Raw genomic sequence first — 17756 nt, 5'->3', positions numbered from 1 at the left:
GACATCTCGGCCACTCCTGCTCGGCTCTTTGACGTCTTCGCCGATCACGGCAGCGTTGCCGTCGGCTACGCCGAGCAGGTCCACCACCACGCCCCACCTCGAACTCCGGCCGCCTGGCCGCATCAGGTCGGGGTGATCCCCCCTCGGGCCGGATCCTTCCAGCACCGGGCCGAAGTCCACCAGTTGCGGGACGCGGCCGACGGCGGAGGCACCACGGTGGTCAGCCAGGTGCTGACCGGCAGCGGCGGGGTGGGCAAGACGCAGCTGGCCGCCGACTACACCCGCACCGCCTGGGAGCAGGACGGGGTGGACGTGCTGGTGTGGATCAGCGCGAGCAGCCGCCAGGCGATCAAGGACGGGTACGCGCAGGCCGGCATCGAGGTGCTGGCGGCGGACCCCAGGAAGCCGGAGCAGGCCGAGCGGGCGTTCCTGGCCTGGCTGGAGCCCAAGGCCGGTCAGCAGCCGTGCCGGTGGCTGGTGGTCCTCGACGACCTCGCCGAGCTGTCCGATGTGCGCGGGCTGTGGCCGCCGGACAGTCCGCACGGGCGGACGCTGGTCACCACCCGCCGTCGCGATGCCGCCCTGGCCGGCCCGGGCCGGCGTTTCGTACAGGTGGGGGTGTTCGCACCCTGCGACGCCGCGGCCTACCTCACCACCGCACTCCGGACCCACGGCCGCCACGAGCCCGCCGAGGAGATCGACGGCCTGGGCGCCGATCTGGGCCACCTGCCGCTCGCCCTCGCCCAAGCCGTCGCCTACATCGTCGACGCCGCCATCACCTGCGCCGACTACCGACGGCTGCTGGCCGACCGGAAGCGGAACCTGGCCGACCTGGTGCCCGAGGCCGACAGCCTGCCCGACGACCAGGCGGCCACCGTGGCCGCCACCTGGTCACTGTCCATCGAACGGGCCGACCAGCTCCGCCCCGGCGGCCTCGCCCGGCCCATGCTCCGATTAGCCGCGATGCTCGACCCCAACGGCATCCCCGGCCACGTCCTGGCCGGCGCGCCCGCCCTGGCCCACCTCGGCGAAGACCGTGCCACCGGCGAACAGGAACCCGCCCCGGTGGCGGCCGAGGAAGCGAGAGGCGCATTGCGTGCTCTGCACCGCCTCAACCTGATCGACCACACCCCCGACACCCCCCACCACGCCGTTCGCGTCCACCGGCTCGTCCAGCGCGCCACCCGCGACACGTTCACCACCACCCAGCACGACCGGGTCGCCCGTACCGCCGCCGACGCGCTCGTCGCCGGATGGCCCGACGTCGAGCGCGACACCGCCCTCGTGCAGGCCCTGCGCGCCAATTCCGGCGCCCTGACCGGCCACGCCGAAGACGCCTTGTACGATCCCCGCGCCCACCCGGTGCTGCAACGCGCGGGCCGGAGCCTCGGCGACGGCGGCCGGGCCGGTGCCGCCCGCGAGTACTTCGAGCGCTACGTCGTGGAAACAAGGCGTCGCCTCGGCCCCGACCATTCCGACACCCTCTCCGCCCTCAACAGCCTCGCCTACGCTCGGGGGCTCTCGGGAGACGCAGCCGGAGCCGCCGCCGCGTTCACGGAACTGCTGGCGCTCGTCACGCAGTTGTTCGGCCGCGACCACCGCCACACCCACATGGTCCGCCAGAACCTCGCCCACGTCCGGGGGGAATCGGGGGATGCGGCCGGCGCCGTCGTCGCCTACCGCGCCCTGCTGGCCGACCGTGAGCGGGTGCTGGGCCCCGACCACCTCCACACGCTCGTCACCCGCCACTACCTCGCCTCCGCCCGGGTTCAGTCGGGGGATACGGCTGGGGGCGCGGCCGCGCTCGGGGAGCTGCTGCCGGACCTGGTGCGGGTGTTCGGCCCCGACCACCCCACGACCCTCGCCACCCGCCACGGCCTCGCCCACGCCCGGGGAGAGTCGGGGGACACGGCCGGAGGCAGGGCCGCGTTCGCGGAGCTGTTGGCGGACCAGGAGCGAGGGCTCGGCCCCGACCACCCTCACACGCTCACCACCCGCCACAATCTCATCGCCCTGCAGGGGAAGTCGGGTGATGCGGCCGGCGCCGTCGTCGCCTACCGCGCCCTGCTGGCCGACCGTGAGCGGGTGCTGGGTCCCGACCACCCCGACACCCTCGCCACCCGCCACGGCCTCGCCAACTCCCGCGGGGAGTCGGGGGATCCGGCCGGCGCCGCGGCCGCGTTCGCGGAACTGCTGGGCGACCGTGAGCGGGTGCACGGCCCCGACCACCCCCACACCTTGACCACCCGTTCCGCGCTGGCCCACTGGCGCGGGACGGCGGGGGATCCGGCCGCAGCCGCGACCGCCTACGCGGAGCTGCTGCCGGACCTGGCGCGGGTGTTCGGCCCCGACCACCCGACAACCCTCAGCACCCGCCACGGCCTCGCCCACGCGCGGTGGAAGGCGGGGGACCCGCGCGAAGCCGGCGCCGCGTTCGCGGAGCTGCTGCCGGACCTGGCGCGGGTGTTCGGCCCTGACCACCCCATAACCCTCAGCACCCGCCGCGGCCTTGCCCATGCTCAGGGGGAGGCGGGGCATGCGGCCGCGGCCGTGGCCGCGTACACGGAACTGCTGGAGCACCTGCTGCCGGTGCTGGGCCCGGACCACCCGGACACCCTCACTGTCCGCGCCAGTCTCGCCCACTTTCAGGGCGAGTCCGGGGACACAGCCGGTGCTGCCGCCGCGTTCGCGGAGCTGCTGCCGGACCTGGTGCGGGTGCTCGGCCCCGACCACCCCGAGACGCTCACCGTCCGCTCCCATCAAGCTCGTTGGCGCAGCGAGGCAGGAGATGCGCGGGCCGGTGCCACCGACTACGCCGCACTGCTGGCCGACCGTGAGCGGGTGCTGGGCTCCGACCACCGCGACACCCTCTCCGCCCGGCTCCACCTCGCTCGGCTCCGTGGACGAGAGGGTGATGCGGCCGGAGCAGTGGCCGCGTTCGCCGAACTGCTGCCGGACACCGTGCGCCATTTCGGTCCCGACCACCCCCAGACCCTCGCCGTCCGCGCCAACCTCGCGGACTTCCGGTCCATGGCGGGGGACGTGGCCGGAGCTGCCGCCGACTACGCCGACCTGCTGCCGCAAGCGGTGCGGACACTGGGCCTCGACCACCCCCACACCCTCATGATCCGCAACAACCACGCCCATCTTCGCGGGCGAGGAGGTGACGCGGCCGGAGCCGCCGCGGAGTTCGCGGAACTGGTGTCGGCCATGGAGCGGGTGCTCGGCCCGGGCCACCCCCAAACCCTCAACGCCCGTCACTCCCTCGGGCACTGGAGTCGGGCCGCGGCGGGGCACGGCAGGGGACCGGGACGTTGGTGGCGGCGCTGAGAGCGCTCAGTCGATACAGAACTCGTTGCCCTCGACGTCCTGCATCACGATGCACGAATCATGGCCGTCGTACAGCAGTTGAACCCGGACCGCACCGAGCGCGAGCAGTCGTGTGCACTCGGCCTCGAGCACGGCGAGGCGCTCCTCACCCACGAGCCCGGTGCCGACCCTCACATCGAGGTGCAGCCGATTCTTGGCGGCCTTGCCTTCGGGAACGCGCTGGAAGTACAGTCGCGGGCCCACACCTGAGGGATCACTGCAGGCGAACCACGAACCCCGATCCTCAGGGGCTCGGGAGTCGTCGTACTCGTCCCAGGTGGCGAACCCCTTCGGTGGCGGCGGTGCGACGTACCCCAACACCTCGCACCAGAAGCGAGCGACGCGCTCGGGTTCCGCGCAGTCAAAGGTGACCTGGAACTGCTTGATCGATGACATGCGCGCACGATAGCAGGGGGGCTCTCGCCGGCCAAAGATCAATAATGGGCCAACCCTGAGGCACCAAGCAGCTGTTGACGCTGGAAGAGTCCCTCCGGGCGGTCCCTCCGGCCGCACCGCCCTCAGGCACGCAGAGCGGCGTCGAGCTCGCGGATGAACTCTCCCGCGCGACCGCCCCCGGCAGGCGCGGCGGGCAGACGGCCGAGTACCGCGGTGACCGCCGGCGGGGCATGATGCCGCGCCCATGCAAGGGTGCCCGCGCCGACACGCGGGTCTTCTCCGGACACCAACTCCTCTGCCCGTGCCGCATGCGCTGCCGCGCCGAGGATGTGCTTCACCTGATGGGCATCCGCCAGGGGATGAAGGTACGCCGCGCCCGCCGCATGGCTGGCCGCCCGCGCCGCGTCGACCGCGGCGGGCGAACCGGCCTCCCGTGCCGCTCTGAACGCCGCCCACGCGCTCTGCCGCAGGGCGGCCGTGCGCCGCCCGCCCTCGGCGAAAGCGCGTGCCGCATCGATGGCGTCGCGAGGGCGCGGGTCGGCAGGGAGATCCCGTTCGAAGATCGACAGCGCCCTGCGCGCACAGTCCGCCGCGAAGCCTGTGATCTCACGGAGTTCGCGTTCGCTCAGCTCGATCCTGTCCGACTCCATGCCCCCAAGGATAGGGGCCGGGTCCGACGCCACCACGCGCCCCGACCCGCACAACGGTGACAGCGAACGACGGCTGACGCTCCGATAAGTCCTGCGCATTCGAACGGATCGTTGGATACTGTTCGCCCGTGACTGATCAGCAGGGGACAGGGCTGTCGGCGGAGCCCGGCAGCGAGCCGGGCAAGGAACCGGACATACGGGTGGGCGCCCAGGTGGTGGCGGCGCTGGCGATGGGCGGGGTGCTGGTCGCCGGGCTGCTGGTGCTGCAGCACCGGCAGGACGCCGCGGGCAAGCCCGCCGCGGCGGCGACCTGCCAGGCCGCAACCGCCGACGATTCCCCCAGGTACCCGGCGCTCTGCGCCGCGTTGAACCGGCCCGACCTGCCGGTCCTCGTCGGGGCACCCACGGACCGGGTCACCGTCGCCGGGCCCGGCCCCACCCACTGGACCAGCTCGGACGGCACCAAGGAGGTCGTCCACGGCGCCGAGGTCCAGATCGGCCAGATCTCCCTGCGCCTGACGGACGACGACGACCTGGACGTGACCGATGCCGAGATCATGGGCACCGCGGCACACCACCGCGCTCAGGTGCTCGGCCACCTCAGCACCACCTACGAGATGAACACCTTCGGCTTCAGCTTCTCGCTCGGCGGCGGCCCCGCCTCGTCCGAGCCGGGCGGGGTCGCGCACAACCTCGTGATCGGCAAGCACCCGGACGGGCACGGCGGTTCCTACGAGCTCGCGATCTGGCGCCAGGACGCCGGAACCCCGGACGAGGCAAGCCTGTACCGGATCGCCGAGGCGGTGCTGCCGAGCCTGCCGGGATGGGACACGGGCACCACGGCCCCGAGCGCTCCGCCTGCCACCCCGTCACCGGCGGCGGAGACGGTCCAGTAGCCCGGCAGACTCTCAGGGCTGTGGTTGTCACAGACGTGGGCGGCGGGGGCGTGGGACGCGGCCGATGCGGAGGACGTCCTGCAGGAGACCTGGCTGAGGTGGGCCGACATCGACCGCTCCCAGGTCCACGAGCCGCGCGCCTACCTCGTGCGGGCCGTCACCCGCCAGGCGCTCAACCGCCTGCGGACGCTCTCCCGCCGCCGCGAGGAGTACGTGGGCGAGTGGCCGCCGGAACCCCTGCTGACCCACCCCGATGTCGCCGACGACGTGGAACTCGCGGAGAGCGTCTCGATTGCGATGCTGGCCGTCCTGGAGACGCTGCGCCCCACCGAGCGGGCGGTGTTCGTGCTCCGCGAGGTGTTCGGCGTCCCGTTCGAGGGGGTCGCCGAGGCCGTGGGCAAGAGCCCCGCCGCGGTCCGGCAGATCGCACGGCGGGCCCGCAGCCACGTCGCCGGCACCGACCGCAGCGTCATCGGGACGACGGCGGTGTGGCTCAACGGCGCTCCCGCGCTCCGGATCGGATCCGCCACCGCAGGGGCCGCGGTCAGCCTCACGGCCGAGAACGGGCGCATCACCCGGATCTACGCGACGGCCAGTGCGTGGCGGGAACAGCCGTGCGGCCCCGGGGAGCGCAGCTCGGCGACCATGGCGCGCCGTGCCCGACCTCCTGGGCGTTCCACCGCAAAAAAATTTCGGCGGCGATGTCGAGAACCCGCGTCCGGCTCCGTCCCCGGGGTGAACGCGACCACAATGGGTCGCACGATCACCGAGGAGAACCACGATGGCCAAGTACCTGCTGCTCAAGCACTACCGCGGCGCCCCGGCGCCGGCCAACGACGTGCCCATGGACCGGTGGAGCCCGGAGGAGATCTCGGCCCACATGCAGTACATGAACGACTTCGCCGCCCGGCTGGAGAAGACCGGCGAGTTCGTCGACGGTCAGGCGCTCGCCCCCGAGGGAGCGTGGGTCCGCTACGACGGCGAGGGGCGCCCGCCGGTCACCGACGGACCGTTCGCGGAGACCAAGGACCTCATCGCCGGCTGGATGGTGATCGACGTCGACAGCTACGAGCGCGCCGTCGAGCTGGCGGGGGAGCTGTCGGCCGCCCCCGGGGCGGGCGGCAGGCCGATCCACGAGTGGCTCGAGGTGCGCCCGTTCCTGGGCGCGGCACCCTGCATCACGGAGTGACCTCAGCGATGAACGAGGCCCTGCTGAGGAGCCTCACCCCGAGCGTGCTCGGGATCCTCGTCCGCCGCGGAGCCGACTTCGCGGCGGCCGAGGACGCCGTGCAGGACGCGCTCGTCGAGGCGCTGCGCGTCTGGTCGGCCGACCAGCCGCGGGATCCGAAGGGCTGGCTGGTCACCGTGGCCTGGCGCCGGTTCCTCGACCAGGCGCGGGCGGACGCCGCCCGCCGCCGGCGCGAGGACCGCGTCGACGAGGAGCCGCCGCCCGGGCCCGCGCCGGCGCTGGACGACACGCTCCAGCTCTACTTCCTGTGCGCCCACCCGTCGCTGACGCCCGCGTCGGCCGTCGCGCTCACGCTGCGCGCCGTCGGCGGGCTGACCACCCGCCAGATCGCCCAGGCCTATCTGGTGCCCGAGGCGACCATGGCACAGCGCATCAGCCGGGCCAAGCGCACCGTCTCCGGCGTGCGGTTCGACCGGCCCGGCGACGTCGCCACCGTGCTGCGCGTCCTCTACCTGGTCTTCAACGAGGGCTACTCCGGCGACGTCGATCTCGCCGCCGAGGCCATCCGGCTCACCCGGCAGCTCGCGGCCCACGTCGAGCATCCCGAGGTGGCGGGGCTGCTCGCCCTCATGCTCCTCCACCATGCCCGGCGGGCCGCGCGGATCGCGCCTGACGGCAGCCTGGTCCCGCTCGCCCAGCAGGACCGCGGCCGCTGGGACACCGGGTCGATCGCCGAGGGGGTCGCGATCCTGCAGGCGGCCCTCGCCCGCGACAAGCTGGGCGAGTTCCAGGCCCAGGCCGCCATCGCGGCGCTCCACGCCGATGCGCCCACCGCGGAGGAGACCGACTGGGTGCAGATCGTCGAGTGGTACGACGAGCTCGCAGGCCTGACCGACAGCCCGATCGTCCGGCTCAACCGCGCGGTCGCCGTCGGAGAGGCGGACGGACCGCGCGCCGGCCTGGCGGCGCTCGCCGCGCTGGACGCCGCACTGCCCCGCCACGCCGCGGTGGCGGCCTACCTCCACGAGCGTGACGGTGACCTGGCGACGGCGGCCCGGCTGTACGCCGAGGCGGCCCGCAAGGCCCCCAACCTCGCCGAGCGCGACCACCTGACGCGCCAGGCCGCCCGGCTCAACGCCGACGGTGGCCGCTGACGGGCCGGTCACCCCACGGTGTCGTCCGGAGTCATGCACAGTGCTGCCCGACTGCCCGACTGCCCGACTGCCCGACTGCCCGACTGCCCGACTGCCCGACTGCCCGACTGCCCGGCGTCAGTGGATGCGGGGGCCGCTCGGCCGGAGTTCCTCCTCGCGCGTCGACTCCCGTTCTCGCCAGGCGCCGGGCGGTTCGCCGTGGTGGCGGCGGAATGCGGCCGCGAAGGCGTAGGGCGAGCCGTAGCCGACACTGCGGGCGATGCCCGCCAGGCCGAGTCGGCCCGTGCGCAGCTGCTCCCTGGCCAGCGCCGCCTCCAGCAGCCCGTTGCCGATGTCGCCGGAGAACCGGTAGGCGCGGCAGAGGCCGCAGGCGTCCGCCACGTCACCTGCCTGAGCACCTACGGCGCCGACACCGCCCCACCGGGGATCGACATCAAGGCCGTCGAAGCCGACCTCGCCGCCCGAACGGGCATCACCCACTGCGTGGTCCGCCCCGCCTGGGTGATGCAGAACGTCACCGACAGCCACCTGCCCCTCATCGGCGGCGTGATCACCGTCCCCGCCGGCAGCGGAACCGAGGCCTTCGTCGACGCGGCCGACATCGCCGCCGTCGCGGCCGAGACGCTGCTCGCCCCCGAGGCCCACGCCGGCGCCGTGTACGCGCCCACCGGTCCGCAGGCCCTCACGGTCGGCGACGTCGCCGACCTGATCGCCGCCGTGACCGGACGGCCCGTCGCACACCAGGACCTCGACCCGGAGGCCTGGATCGGCGGCGCCGTCGCCGCCGGGATCGTCCCCGCCGACTACGCGATGATGCTCCGTTGGCTGACCGCCACCGTCATCAGCGCTGACCGTGCAGCGGGACACGCTGCTCCGGCTCGCCGACGGCGACCGGGCGCTGCTGCCCGACCGCGCCGTGGTGCTGCTGGAGCGGATGGCCGGCCTCGGCTTCACCGCAGACGAGGTGGCGGCCACCAGGGAGGGCTGGGTGCTGGCCAGGGCCCTGGTCCCGGAAGGCTTCGACGACTACCTCGACCACGGCGAACAAGCCCTGCGGGACACCCGGTTCGTCGCCCTGGTCAGGCGCGGTGCCGAAGCCGTGGCCTGGGATCCGGACGACCCGCGCATCGACGAGCTCGCCACCGCCATGGCCGACCACTACCTCGCCAACCCCGCACAGCTGAAGACCGTGACCGGCTTCCAGGCCCGCACCGAGACCGCGACCCGGTACCGGCTCATCAGCCGCTTCGGCAACCAGTCACCGGCCGGGGCCCGGATGGCCGATCTGATCGAGGCCAAGCTCCGCGCCGCGGGCGTCCCCATCCCGCGCCCCTGACGGCGGTTGGGCGGTCCGGTGGCCCGCCGGTCGGCGGCATGCGCCCCGTGCTCTACCAGACCTGGTAGGGCCGGAACTGCACGCTGATCCGGGGGCCGGTGGGCCGGGCGGTCTTCGGGACGGCGTGCTCGAAGGTTCGCTGGCAGGAACCGCCCATCACCAGCAGGTCGCCGTGGCCCAGGGTGTGGCGCCGGGTGGGACCGGTGCCGCCGTGCGGGCGCAGCAGCAGGGCGCGGGGTTCGCCGACGGAGAGGATCGCGATCATCGTGTCCTGGTCGGCCGCTCGTCCGCCGCGGTCGCCGTGCCAGGCCACGCTGTCGCGCCCGTCGCGGTAGTAGCAGAGCCCGGCGGTCAGGAACGGCTCGCCGAGTTCGGCCGCATAGTGCTCGCTCAGCCTCCGGCGGGCCCGGGTCAGCACCGGGTGCGGCAGCTCGGCCCCGGGACCGTAGTGCGCGAGCAGCCGCGGGACGTCGACCACCCGCTCGTACATCGGCCGCCGCTCGGCCCGCCACGGGACCTCGGCGGCGAGGTGTTCGAACAGTTCGTCCGCCCCGGTGAGCCACCCCGGCAGCAGGTCGACCCAGGCGCCGTGTCCGAGCTCGACGCGGCGGACGGCGGTGAGCGGGCCGAGCCCGAGGGCGTCGGCGCTGCCGAACAGGGTGCTCTGGAGGTGCTGCATGGGGACAGGGTAACGCGATAATCGCTCGCATGTTCGATTAATTGGGGGCTGCGGTGCCTCCGCACAATCCCGTTGGCGGACCATGGCGACACCTGCTACCTTTCCGGAGGCCGTGCGAGAGAACGAGGAGGTGGTACCCGTGAACGCAGTATCGACATGGGTGCTCCCCTCCGGGGTCACGGTCGGGCGATAGGTCGTCCGGGAGCGCCTTCATGAGCACTCCCGAAAGGCACGACCATGCAGTTCACTTCCGAGCAGCGCCTCGACAACGGCGTCCTCGAGCGCGAGTTCACCCTCGGCGAGATCCCCGGCACCCTGTGGACGCCTGAATCCGCCGCACCCGTCCCGCTGATCCTGATGGCCCACAACAACGGCCTCCCCAAGCGGGAACCCCGACTGGTGGCCCGGGCCCGGCAGACCGCCGGGTACGGCTACGCGGTGGCCACCATCGACGCCGCCGGGTGCGGTGACCGGCCCCGTTCCGCCGCCGACGAGCAGGCCCGCGCCGAGCTCCGCCGGGCGATGCAGGCCGGCGAGCCGGTCGATGAGATCTTCGAGTCCTTCGTCGGCCCGCTGGTCGAAAAGGTGGTCCCGGAATGGCGGACCGCCTTGGACGTCCTCCTAGCACTGCCCGAAATCGGCGGCCCGGTCGGGTACTCGGGGTGGACCGCCGTCGGCATCCGCCTCGCGGTGGTCGAGCCGCGCATCGAGGCCGCCGGCTTCTTCGCCGGGGGCTATGTGCCCCACGCCCAGCGCGAGGAGGCCCGGCAGGTCACCATTCCGCTGCTGTTCCTGCTGCAGTGGGACGACGAAGGCAACCCCCGACAGCGGTCCCTGGACCTGTTCGACGCCTTCGGCTCCAAGGAGAAGACGATGCACGCCAATCTGGGCGGGCACGCCGGTACCCCGTGGTTCGAGGTGGAGGAGGGGGACCGCTTCTTCGGCCGGCACCTGAAGTGAGGCCGGGCCGTCAGGCCCGCAGCACACGGTAGGCGCTGCCGTCCGGGCTGCCGCCCATCGAGGACAGGTCCCGGCCCTCCTCGATGGCGGTGGCCGGCAGCTGCCCCCCGCTTCTCAGTTCCTGCCCGACCCGGACCCGCGCCGCCCCGAGGTCGACATCTCCTTCAAGGCCCACCTGCCCTACGCCGACTTCCGCCGCCCCCATCGCGGGCCTGTCTGACCGTTCGCGTCGAATCGGCGGGTGCAGGACGCGCCGACCTGGGGGGCGCGTCGACCGCACGGCGGACATGGTCGGACAGGACCTACGAACGGCGGGCCAGCAGGTGGGCGTCGAGGAAGCCCCGTTCGGAGGCCGGGTCGTGGAGCAGCCGGGCGAAGGGGACGAGCCCGGCGTCGGCCAGCAGGTCGGCGAGGCGGTCCACCGGCCAGCTGTAGGCAGGCGTCACCTTGTGGTCGAATCGGACCGGCTCCGGTCCGTCGGTCCCGAAGCAGGAGACCAGGAGCAGGCCGCCCGGTGCCAGGACGCGTGCCTGCTCGGCGAGCAGCTCCGGCAGTTCCTCCGGCGGGGTGTGGATCATCGAGTAGTGGGCCAGGACGCCGCCGAGCGCGCCGTCCTCGACCGGCAGGGACTCCATCCGGGCCTCCTGGAAGCGCAGGGCCGGATGGGCCCGCCGGGCGTGGTCGACCATGCCCGGGGAGAGGTCCAGTCCGAAGGCGTCCAGGCCCAGTTCGTGCAGCATGGCCGTCAGGTATCCGGGCCCGCACCCGACGTCCGCGGCCCGCGGGTTGCCCGTCGCGCGCACCAGCTCGGCGAAGGTGCCGATCATGGCCCGGGCGAACGGCTGCCTCTCCAACCGGTCTGCGAACAGCGACGCGTACCGCTCGACGACCCCGTCGTAGGCCGCCCTGGTCTCGTTCTGATGATCCGCCACGGGAAGGATTCTAAAGCTGGCCTGATTAAGTGATCTTGTGGCAGGTCGAGGTGAGGCGACGGTCGCGGCGTGGGAGCGGATCGAGCCCTTGTTGCCGCAGGTGGACGGGCGTCGCCGTCCACGATCAAGCACGCCCACCAAGCGCGCGGCCGGCGCCGGCCGCATGCCTTCGACAGCGTCCTCTACCGCGACCGCTCCCGTCCGGCCCGCGCAGGGCCGGACGGGCCGGTGGGAAACCCTTGGGGCGTCAGCTCTCCGCCCAGTACAGGGTGGGGACAAGCGTGGGGTTGCTCTGGTAAAGCAGCTCCATCACCGGGTCGTAGTCAAAATCGCCCTGCTTGAAGTTGCCGGTGATGCTCCGGGCGTCCTTGCAGAACTTGGCGTCCTTCGAGTTGAACCTGGTGAGCCACCAGTCCTCGTCCAGGATGAGCGGGCGATAGTTCTCCTTGCTGACCGGGTCGGTGATCGCTTCGATGAACTTCGAGGCGTTGCTGTAGCTCTTGTCGGGCAGCAGCCAGAAGACCAGACCCCGCTCTTTCTTCTGCAGGACGAGAGACTTGAAATCATCATCGAATTCGAGGTACTTGGACGGCTGCGACCGTGCTTCGAGCATCTCCTCCCTGTTCGTCGGGAACAGCCAGCTCCTCTTTGCGCCGAAGAAGAAGATCGCGTTGTCGAGCGTTTCGTCAGGGATGGACTTGTACTGCTTCGAGAGGAATGTTGCACTGAGAAAGGCGTAGCGCCGATTGTCCTGGTCGACCACCGTTGGCCCCCTTCTTGTCTTTCTTGTCCCGATGAACTGCCAACGCCCAGTTCTCCCCAGGGCAGCAGCGGGGAAACACCCGGACTCCGGCTTCACCCGAACGGGTGCGGCCGACGGAAGCCCGTCAGCGGGACGGGCTTCCGGACGCCCTTCGGGCCGCGAGCCGGTGTCCTGTCGCAACTGCAACGCGGCAGAGCTTGGGCAAGCCTCGTCGTTCCAGCCCAGCCGAGGGTGCCGTGGAATCGGTGATGGTGATTCACGGTCCCACCGGGGAACGGTGGAAGCCATGAGCGATGCATCGGAGCTGGTCCCGGTCACGTCGGGCGGCAGGCTCGGTCCTGTCGCCCGGCACCCCGGTCTGCGCGACCCCCGCTATCTGGCGCGGCGAGGCGCGCTCGTCGCGTTGGCGCGCGGCCACCGGGTCGGTGATCCCTCGCCGTCGGTCGCGTACCGCACTGCGGAGCACGCGACGTGGCGCACGGTGCACGCGGCACTGGAGCCCGCCCTGCGGGCCCACGCGTGCCGCGCGGTGCTGGCCGCCCGCGAGGACGCGTGCATTCCCGCAGACCGCATCCCGCAGCACGACGAGGTCGGGGCGCACCTGCGGGCCCGGACCGGATTCGACTTCACCCTGGCCGGTGGCTTCGTGCCGAACCGGCGGTTCCTGGGGGCGCTGCGGCACGGCTACTTCCACGCGGTGCAGTTCGTCCGGCACCCCGCAGCGCCGCTGTACACGCCCGAACCCGACGTGATCCACGACGTGTTCGGCCACGGTGTCCACCTGGCCTCGACCCGGTTCGCCGAGCTGTACCGCCTGATCGGCAGGGCAGCCGCACAAGTGCGCACCGAGCAAGCCCTCGGCCTGCTCAGCCGGGTGTACTGGTACACCCTCGAATGCGGCGTGGTCACCGAGGCCGGGGCGGTCAAGGCGTACGGCGCGGCGCTGCTCTCCTCACCCGGCGAGCTGCGCCGACTGCCCCGGTGCGAGATCCGCGACTGGGACCTGCGCGCGATGGCAGGCACCGCGTACCGGGTCGATGCCTACCAGCCCGTCCTGTTCGCCGCACGCTCGATGGATCACCTCACCGATGCCCTCGCCGCGTTCTGCGCGGACTTCGACGACGACACCGGGGCCCGACTGAGGACCGCTGGGAGTGTCCGCCGGTAGGGGGCCTCCACAAGACCCATCACACCAGGTCAGGAGCCCCCTGCCCACGTCTGCCTCCAAGGAACGCACCCCAGGGGAAGCCACCGGGTTGACGCTTCGACAAGTGGGCCGCTGCGCGCGGTCGTTCCGGGCCGGCCGGTGGCTCCGGCCGTGCCACAGCGCTCACCTGACGGCGGGGCCGGCTGGTCGGCGTGCTGCCGCCTTCGGCCCGGATCGCCGGACGGTTGTGGCCGCCGCAGCGCCGGTGTGAAAGCCCCGGGGGAGGGTAGCCGAGCAGAGCAGGGGTGGGACCGGGACGGGCGCAGGCGGAGAGCGCCGGGATGAGTGGACGAGGAGGCGTGCGATGGGCGAGACGTCGATGAGGGCCACTGGGTGGGCGCGGTCCTTCCCGGTCAGTGGCGGAGTGCGAGCCGGCCGACGGTGGGCGCGCGTGCACCTGGACGCCCTGGGGTGGACGGTCCACGCGCCGGACACGGCCGACGATGTGCTGCTCACGGTGTCGGAGCTGATCACCAACGCCCACCTGCACGCGCACAGCGACGCCCAGCTCGTCCTGCTCTGGGACCGGCGTTGCCTCCACGTCAGCGTCCACGACGCCTCCACCGAGCTGCCGCACCTCCGGTCGCCGGACCCGGTGCGGCCCAACGGGCGCGGCCTCGCGATCGTCGACACCCTCGCCGACAGCTGGCGCGCGCACCCGCAGGGGGGCGGAAAGACCATTACCGCGTGCTTCCACGCGCCGGGCAGACCCGGTCCCGCGCCCGCGCCGCTGACCGACGGCACGGCCGACCGCGCCCCGGGGTAGCCACCGGGCGGTGTGGTCACTTGCCCGGAGACGGCGGGCGCGACGAGGATGGTGGTGCCGCCTCGCGGCGCACAGACCTCACTGGAGCCGGGCCGTCGCGACGGGGACCAGATCCGGTGAAGGAGCGTCCATGCTGACCGAGCCGACGGCATCCGCCGAGCTGATGGCACCCGGCCGGGCCGGGCAGGGCCCTGAGCGGCGCCGCGCCGTCGCGGCGGCCCCGAGAGGCGAGCGGCGGAGGGGTGGTGCGACCCAGTGACCCCGCCGCCCCTTCCGGGCCCCCTCGCCCACCTCGCCCCTCTGCTGGACCACTACGGCTACCTGGCGCTCGCCACGCTGGTCTTCCTGGACAACGTCCTGGTCCCGGTTCCGGGGCAGACGGTCCTGATCGCCGCAGCGGTGTACGCCGGCGCCGGGCGGCTGAACATCGTGGCCGTGATGTGCGTCGCCGCCCTGGCAGCGGTCCTGGGGAGCTGCCTCGGCTATGTCATCGGCCGCCGTGGCGGGCGGCCCTTCGTCCACCGCTACGGCCGCTACGTGCTCCTGACCCCGGAGCGCTTCGCCAAGGCCGAGGGCTTCTTCCAGCGCAACGGCGGCAAGGTCGTCACGGTGGCCCGGTTCATCGACGGACTGCGCCAGACCAGCGGCGTCCTCGCCGGAACCACCGACATGCCGTGGCGCCCCTTCCTCCTCTTCAACACCCTCGGAGCCGCCCTGTGGGTCGGGCTGTGGGGCGGTCTCGGCTACGCGGCCGGCGCCGACATCAACCCCCTCTACCACGAGGCCGTCCGCTACCAGACCTACCTGCTCATCGCCCTCGCGGTCGCAGCCGCGGCGCTGCTCGTCCGCTTCCTCCTGCGCCGACGCCGCTCCTCGGACGGCGACAGCTGAGCAGCCGGCCCTCGGCCGCCCGGGTACCCGGCACGGGGCGTGGGGGGTTCAGCGGGAAAGGTGCGTGAGTCGCCTGCGACCGGGGGCGATACGACTCACGCGGCCCGCAGCTCGTCCGCCCCGCGCTTGGACAGCCTGACGCGCACGAGGGCGGCCGCGAGCCGGGCCAGGTCCTTGGGCGGTACGAGCTTCGCGAGGCCGTCCGGGGTGTGCGGAAGACCGAGTCCGGCGGCGGTCGCGCAGGCCCGCTCGTCGAAGAACGGACGCAGGTCCGGCCACACGGCCTGGACCTCCCGGCAGAAGATGTCGGCGCCCACCGGCCCGATTCTCGGCACCTCCTGCAGCAGCTCCCGGAGCCTTCCCAGGTCGCCCCCGGCCTGTGCGCGCATCTTCCGCAGGTCGCCGCGGTAGCGGTCGAGCAGCAGCTCGGCGCCGTCGCCGAGTGCGGTCGCGGTGCTCTCGTCGTACCGGACGTAGTGTGCCCGCCCGAGTGCGTCCACCCGCTCCTGCCAGCCGGCGCTCGCCATCGCCTGCGGTGTGCGCAGCCCGGCGGTGAACAGTTCCCTGGCGGCGGCCGTGGCGATCTCCGCCTTGATCCGGATCGAACACAGGACGGTGAGGACCAGCAGTTGGTACAGCGGTGCGGGCTTGTCACGAAGGGTGATGCCGGCTTCGTCGGCATAGGTCCGCCCGTGCGCGCGCAGCAGCCGGGCGACCATCTCGGCGGTTTCCATCGGAGTGCTCCTTCCCGCCGCCGTCCCGCGGGCCCGGACCGGACATCCGGCCCCTGACAAGGCAGCTACCCGTGCCGCCCGCGATGACACAGGATGCCGCTCCCACCGGGGAAGGCCTCTTCGTCCCGCGGCACCTGGTCACCTCCGGGCAGACACGGCATCAAGGCGGTGATACCGCCCCGTCACTGTTCTCGGTGGTCCCGCCGCCCCGTTCGCACGGGCGCGGGACGCCGTCGTCGCGTCATGCCGACCGCCTCAGGACCGGGCGCGCTGCGCCGCCTCGTCGAGCGCGCTCACGGCAGCCCGGTGGGGCGCGAGCGCGAGGCAGGTGAGGACGGCGCCGAGGGTGGAGAGGGCCGCGAGGGCGAGGCCGAGGGTGTGGATGGCGCTGGTGAAGCCTGCTGCCAGGGCTGCGTGGTGCGCCTCGGCCACCTCACCGTGGACGGCCTGCCCGGCGATGCGGGTGGCGGAGTCGGGGGAGAGGCCGCTGCCGTGCAGCCGGGCGGCGGTGAGCGTGGTGAGCAGGGCCGCGGCGCCCGCGACGGCAACGGACTCGCCGGTGATGCGCATGGTGTTGAAGATGCCTGCTGCGGCTCCGGCGTTCTCGACCGGAACGGTGCTGACCGCGGCGTCGTCCATGACCCCGAACGCCAGGCCGACCCCGGCGCCGAAGGGCAGCAGCGGAAGCGCCAGCGCCGGCCAAGATCCGTCGCTGCGCAGGGTCACCAGGAGCAGGGCGCCGGCCACGATCAGCGCGGACGCACCCGTCAGCACCGCCCGCACGGAGGTGCGTGCGGCCAGTCGGCCGGCGGCGAGCGGCAGGAGCAGGACCGGGGCGGTCATCGGCAGCAGGAGCAGACCGCTCGCCACGGTGCTGCGGCCGCCGACACCCTGGAGATAGGCGGGCAGGTAGACCAGCAGGACGACGAAGCCCAGGGTGACCGTGAAGGGCTGGCAGACCACGGCGACGAACTCGGGCCTGCGGAACAGGCGGACGTCGAACATCGCACGGTCGGCCAGCCGGATCTCCACCGCGGCGAACAGCGCCACCAGCCCCACGGCGGCGGCGAGCAGCAGCAGGGTGCCCGGCGCGCTCCAGCCCGCGGCGCCGGCCCGGACGAAGGCGAAGGACAGACAGGTCAGCCCGGCGGTGAAGGTGACCAGCCCGGCCACGTCGAGCGCGGGCTGCTCGGGGTTGCGGGACTCCGGGGCCCGCAGCGCGCACCGCCAGGCGAGCACGGACATGGCCGCCACCAGGAGGAACACCGGGCGCCAGCCGGCCGCCTCGACCAGGGCCCCGGCGACCAGCGGTCCGATCGCCAGGCCCGTGCCGAAGGAGGTGCCGAGGATCCCGAAGGCCAGCTGTCGGCGCCGCCCGGAGGTGGAGTGGGCCAGCACCGCCGCGCCCGAGGCCAGTACGGCCGCGGCCCCGCAGCCCTGGACCACCCGGGCCGCGTCGGCGACGGCCATCGAGGGCGCCAGCGCGACCAGCAGGGACAGCGCGCCGACCAGGGCGATGCCGGTCAGCAGCACGCGGCGCCTGCCGAGCCGGTCCGCGAGGCTGCCGGCGGCGAGCGGCAGGGCGGCGAAGGTGATGTTGAAGCCGTTCAGCATCCACTGCGCGGTGCCGACCGAGGAGCCCAGGTGCGCCGACATGTTCGGCAGGGCCACCGCCGCCCCGGTCACGGAGAACGGCAGCATCATGCTGGCGGACCCGACCGCGACCACCGTGGGCCAGTAGCCGCGCCCGGGGCAGGGAGCAGGGGGAGAGGAGAGGGAGGGAGGAGCGGAAGCAGTGGACATGCCCTCGATCGTTCGCGATGGCCGGCGGCCG

Annotated in this window: 18 protein-coding genes and 1 pseudogene; 10 read left to right on the top strand and 9 right to left on the bottom strand. The window is 73.0% G+C overall.

Going from position 1 to position 17756, the window contains the following annotated elements; genetic code table 11:
• The first annotated feature begins 132 nt into the window (after nucleotides 1-132).
• Complete coding sequence (locus tag OG294_RS01665; RefSeq protein ID WP_327064554.1) at nucleotides 133-3330, top strand: tetratricopeptide repeat protein; 3198 nt, start codon at nucleotides 133-135, stop codon at nucleotides 3328-3330.
• Between the two features lie 6 nt (nucleotides 3331-3336).
• Here the strand turns inward: OG294_RS01665 and OG294_RS01660 are convergent, their stop codons facing one another.
• Both OG294_RS01660 and OG294_RS01655 read right to left on the bottom strand, forming a co-directional pair.
• Nucleotides 3337-3765 (bottom strand): VOC family protein, encoded by a 429-nt coding sequence (locus OG294_RS01660; protein WP_327064553.1) that lies wholly within the window; start codon nucleotides 3763-3765, stop codon nucleotides 3337-3339.
• 122 nt (nucleotides 3766-3887) lie between these two features.
• The gene (locus OG294_RS01655; protein ID WP_327064552.1) at nucleotides 3888-4415 is read right to left on the bottom strand and encodes a putative immunity protein; all 528 of its coding nucleotides are present in this window, start codon (nucleotides 4413-4415) and stop codon (nucleotides 3888-3890) included.
• A gap of 128 nt (nucleotides 4416-4543) precedes the next feature.
• Between OG294_RS01655 and OG294_RS01650 the strand changes: the two genes are divergently transcribed.
• The 4 genes and pseudogenes from OG294_RS01650 to OG294_RS01640 all read left to right on the top strand — a co-directional run bounded on the left by OG294_RS01650 (nucleotide 4544) and on the right by OG294_RS01640 (nucleotide 7654).
• Nucleotides 4544-5311, top strand: coding sequence for a DUF6215 domain-containing protein (locus OG294_RS01650; RefSeq protein WP_327064551.1), 768 nt, complete (start codon nucleotides 4544-4546; stop codon nucleotides 5309-5311).
• 24 nt (nucleotides 5312-5335) lie between these two features.
• Nucleotides 5336-5746 (top strand): annotated as a pseudogene (locus tag OG294_RS40990) (sigma-70 family RNA polymerase sigma factor); the annotation flags it as partial.
• Nucleotides 5747-6092: 346 nt separating this feature from the next.
• Nucleotides 6093-6500: a YciI family protein gene (locus OG294_RS01645; RefSeq protein WP_327064550.1), complete on the top strand. Its 408-nt coding sequence runs from the start codon at nucleotides 6093-6095 to the stop codon at nucleotides 6498-6500.
• An 8-nt stretch (nucleotides 6501-6508) separates the two neighbouring features.
• Nucleotides 6509-7654: an RNA polymerase sigma factor gene (locus tag OG294_RS01640; protein WP_327064549.1), complete on the top strand. Its 1146-nt coding sequence runs from the start codon at nucleotides 6509-6511 to the stop codon at nucleotides 7652-7654.
• A gap of 117 nt (nucleotides 7655-7771) precedes the next feature.
• Here OG294_RS01640 and OG294_RS01635 read toward each other — a convergent pair whose 3' ends face one another.
• Nucleotides 7772-8521 carry a helix-turn-helix domain-containing protein gene (locus OG294_RS01635; RefSeq protein WP_327064548.1) on the bottom strand — a complete coding sequence of 250 codons (750 nt, stop codon included), beginning with the start codon at nucleotides 8519-8521 and terminating at the stop codon, nucleotides 7772-7774.
• Between OG294_RS01635 and OG294_RS01630 the strand changes: the two genes are divergently transcribed.
• Nucleotides 8508-8990, top strand: a complete 483-nt coding sequence (locus OG294_RS01630; RefSeq protein ID WP_327064547.1) for a hypothetical protein — start codon at nucleotides 8508-8510, stop codon at nucleotides 8988-8990. The genes OG294_RS01635 and OG294_RS01630 overlap by 14 nt on opposite strands.
• Nucleotides 8991-9042: 52 nt before the next feature.
• Here OG294_RS01630 and OG294_RS01625 read toward each other — a convergent pair whose 3' ends face one another.
• Nucleotides 9043-9669, bottom strand: a complete 627-nt coding sequence (locus OG294_RS01625; RefSeq protein WP_327064546.1) for an alpha-ketoglutarate-dependent dioxygenase AlkB — start codon at nucleotides 9667-9669, stop codon at nucleotides 9043-9045.
• Nucleotides 9670-9906: 237 nt separating this feature from the next.
• Here OG294_RS01625 and OG294_RS01620 point away from each other — a divergent pair, with 237 nt between their 5' ends.
• The gene (locus OG294_RS01620) at nucleotides 9907-10629 is read left to right on the top strand and encodes a dienelactone hydrolase family protein (protein WP_327064545.1); all 723 of its coding nucleotides are present in this window, start codon (nucleotides 9907-9909) and stop codon (nucleotides 10627-10629) included.
• A 10-nt stretch (nucleotides 10630-10639) separates the two neighbouring features.
• Here the strand turns inward: OG294_RS01620 and OG294_RS01615 are convergent, their stop codons facing one another.
• The 3 genes from OG294_RS01615 to OG294_RS01605 all read right to left on the bottom strand — a co-directional run bounded on the left by OG294_RS01615 (nucleotide 10640) and on the right by OG294_RS01605 (nucleotide 12324).
• Nucleotides 10640-10804, bottom strand: coding sequence for a hypothetical protein (locus OG294_RS01615; RefSeq protein ID WP_327064544.1), 165 nt, complete (start codon nucleotides 10802-10804; stop codon nucleotides 10640-10642).
• Between the two features lie 127 nt (nucleotides 10805-10931).
• Nucleotides 10932-11561, bottom strand: coding sequence for a class I SAM-dependent methyltransferase (locus OG294_RS01610; protein ID WP_327064543.1), 630 nt, complete (start codon nucleotides 11559-11561; stop codon nucleotides 10932-10934).
• Between the two features lie 247 nt (nucleotides 11562-11808).
• The gene (locus OG294_RS01605) at nucleotides 11809-12324 is read right to left on the bottom strand and encodes a hypothetical protein (RefSeq protein WP_327064542.1); all 516 of its coding nucleotides are present in this window, start codon (nucleotides 12322-12324) and stop codon (nucleotides 11809-11811) included.
• 286 nt (nucleotides 12325-12610) lie between these two features.
• Between OG294_RS01605 and OG294_RS01600 the strand changes: the two genes are divergently transcribed.
• From OG294_RS01600 to OG294_RS01590, 3 genes are all read left to right on the top strand, one after another.
• The gene (locus tag OG294_RS01600; RefSeq protein ID WP_327064541.1) at nucleotides 12611-13492 is read left to right on the top strand and encodes a phenylalanine 4-monooxygenase; all 882 of its coding nucleotides are present in this window, start codon (nucleotides 12611-12613) and stop codon (nucleotides 13490-13492) included.
• 343 nt (nucleotides 13493-13835) lie between these two features.
• Nucleotides 13836-14297 carry an ATP-binding protein gene (locus tag OG294_RS01595; protein WP_327064540.1) on the top strand — a complete coding sequence of 154 codons (462 nt, stop codon included), beginning with the start codon at nucleotides 13836-13838 and terminating at the stop codon, nucleotides 14295-14297.
• A gap of 255 nt (nucleotides 14298-14552) precedes the next feature.
• Nucleotides 14553-15188: a DedA family protein gene (locus OG294_RS01590; protein WP_327064539.1), complete on the top strand. Its 636-nt coding sequence runs from the start codon at nucleotides 14553-14555 to the stop codon at nucleotides 15186-15188.
• Nucleotides 15189-15283: 95 nt separating this feature from the next.
• On the opposite strand, the gene OG294_RS01585 is transcribed toward OG294_RS01590, so the two are convergent.
• Nucleotides 15284-15922, bottom strand: coding sequence for an endonuclease (locus tag OG294_RS01585; protein ID WP_327064538.1), 639 nt, complete (start codon nucleotides 15920-15922; stop codon nucleotides 15284-15286).
• A gap of 255 nt (nucleotides 15923-16177) precedes the next feature.
• Nucleotides 16178-17725, bottom strand: coding sequence for an MFS transporter (locus OG294_RS01580; protein WP_327064537.1), 1548 nt, complete (start codon nucleotides 17723-17725; stop codon nucleotides 16178-16180).
• Nucleotides 17726-17756: the final 31 nt, after the last annotated feature.

The sequence above is a fragment of the Kitasatospora sp. NBC_01302 genome, assembly GCF_035976515.1.
Lineage (GTDB): Bacteria > Actinomycetota > Actinomycetes > Streptomycetales > Streptomycetaceae > Kitasatospora.
Note: the sequence above shows the minus strand (reverse complement) of the source record. Positions and strands in the feature narration are given on the sequence as shown.

What these genes read in the sequence shown, in the direction of transcription:
- OG294_RS01660 (WP_327064553.1), bottom strand. Translation starts at nt 3,765, where the DNA reads ATGTCATCGATCAAGCAGTTCCAGGTCACCTTTGACTGCGCGGAACCC.
- OG294_RS01655 (WP_327064552.1), bottom strand. Translation starts at nt 4,415, where the DNA reads ATGGAGTCGGACAGGATCGAGCTGAGCGAACGCGAACTCCGTGAGATC.
- OG294_RS01645 (WP_327064550.1), top strand. Translation starts at nt 6,093, where the DNA reads ATGGCCAAGTACCTGCTGCTCAAGCACTACCGCGGCGCCCCGGCGCCG.
- OG294_RS01640 (WP_327064549.1), top strand. Translation starts at nt 6,509, where the DNA reads ATGAACGAGGCCCTGCTGAGGAGCCTCACCCCGAGCGTGCTCGGGATC.
- OG294_RS01625 (WP_327064546.1), bottom strand. Translation starts at nt 9,669, where the DNA reads ATGCAGCACCTCCAGAGCACCCTGTTCGGCAGCGCCGACGCCCTCGGG.
- OG294_RS01620 (WP_327064545.1), top strand. Translation starts at nt 9,907, where the DNA reads ATGCAGTTCACTTCCGAGCAGCGCCTCGACAACGGCGTCCTCGAGCGC.
- OG294_RS01600 (WP_327064541.1), top strand. Translation starts at nt 12,611, where the DNA reads ATGAGCGATGCATCGGAGCTGGTCCCGGTCACGTCGGGCGGCAGGCTC.
- OG294_RS01595 (WP_327064540.1), top strand. Translation starts at nt 13,836, where the DNA reads ATGGGCGAGACGTCGATGAGGGCCACTGGGTGGGCGCGGTCCTTCCCG.
- OG294_RS01585 (WP_327064538.1), bottom strand. Translation starts at nt 15,922, where the DNA reads ATGGAAACCGCCGAGATGGTCGCCCGGCTGCTGCGCGCGCACGGGCGG.
- OG294_RS01580 (WP_327064537.1), bottom strand. Translation starts at nt 17,725, where the DNA reads ATGTCCACTGCTTCCGCTCCTCCCTCCCTCTCCTCTCCCCCTGCTCCC.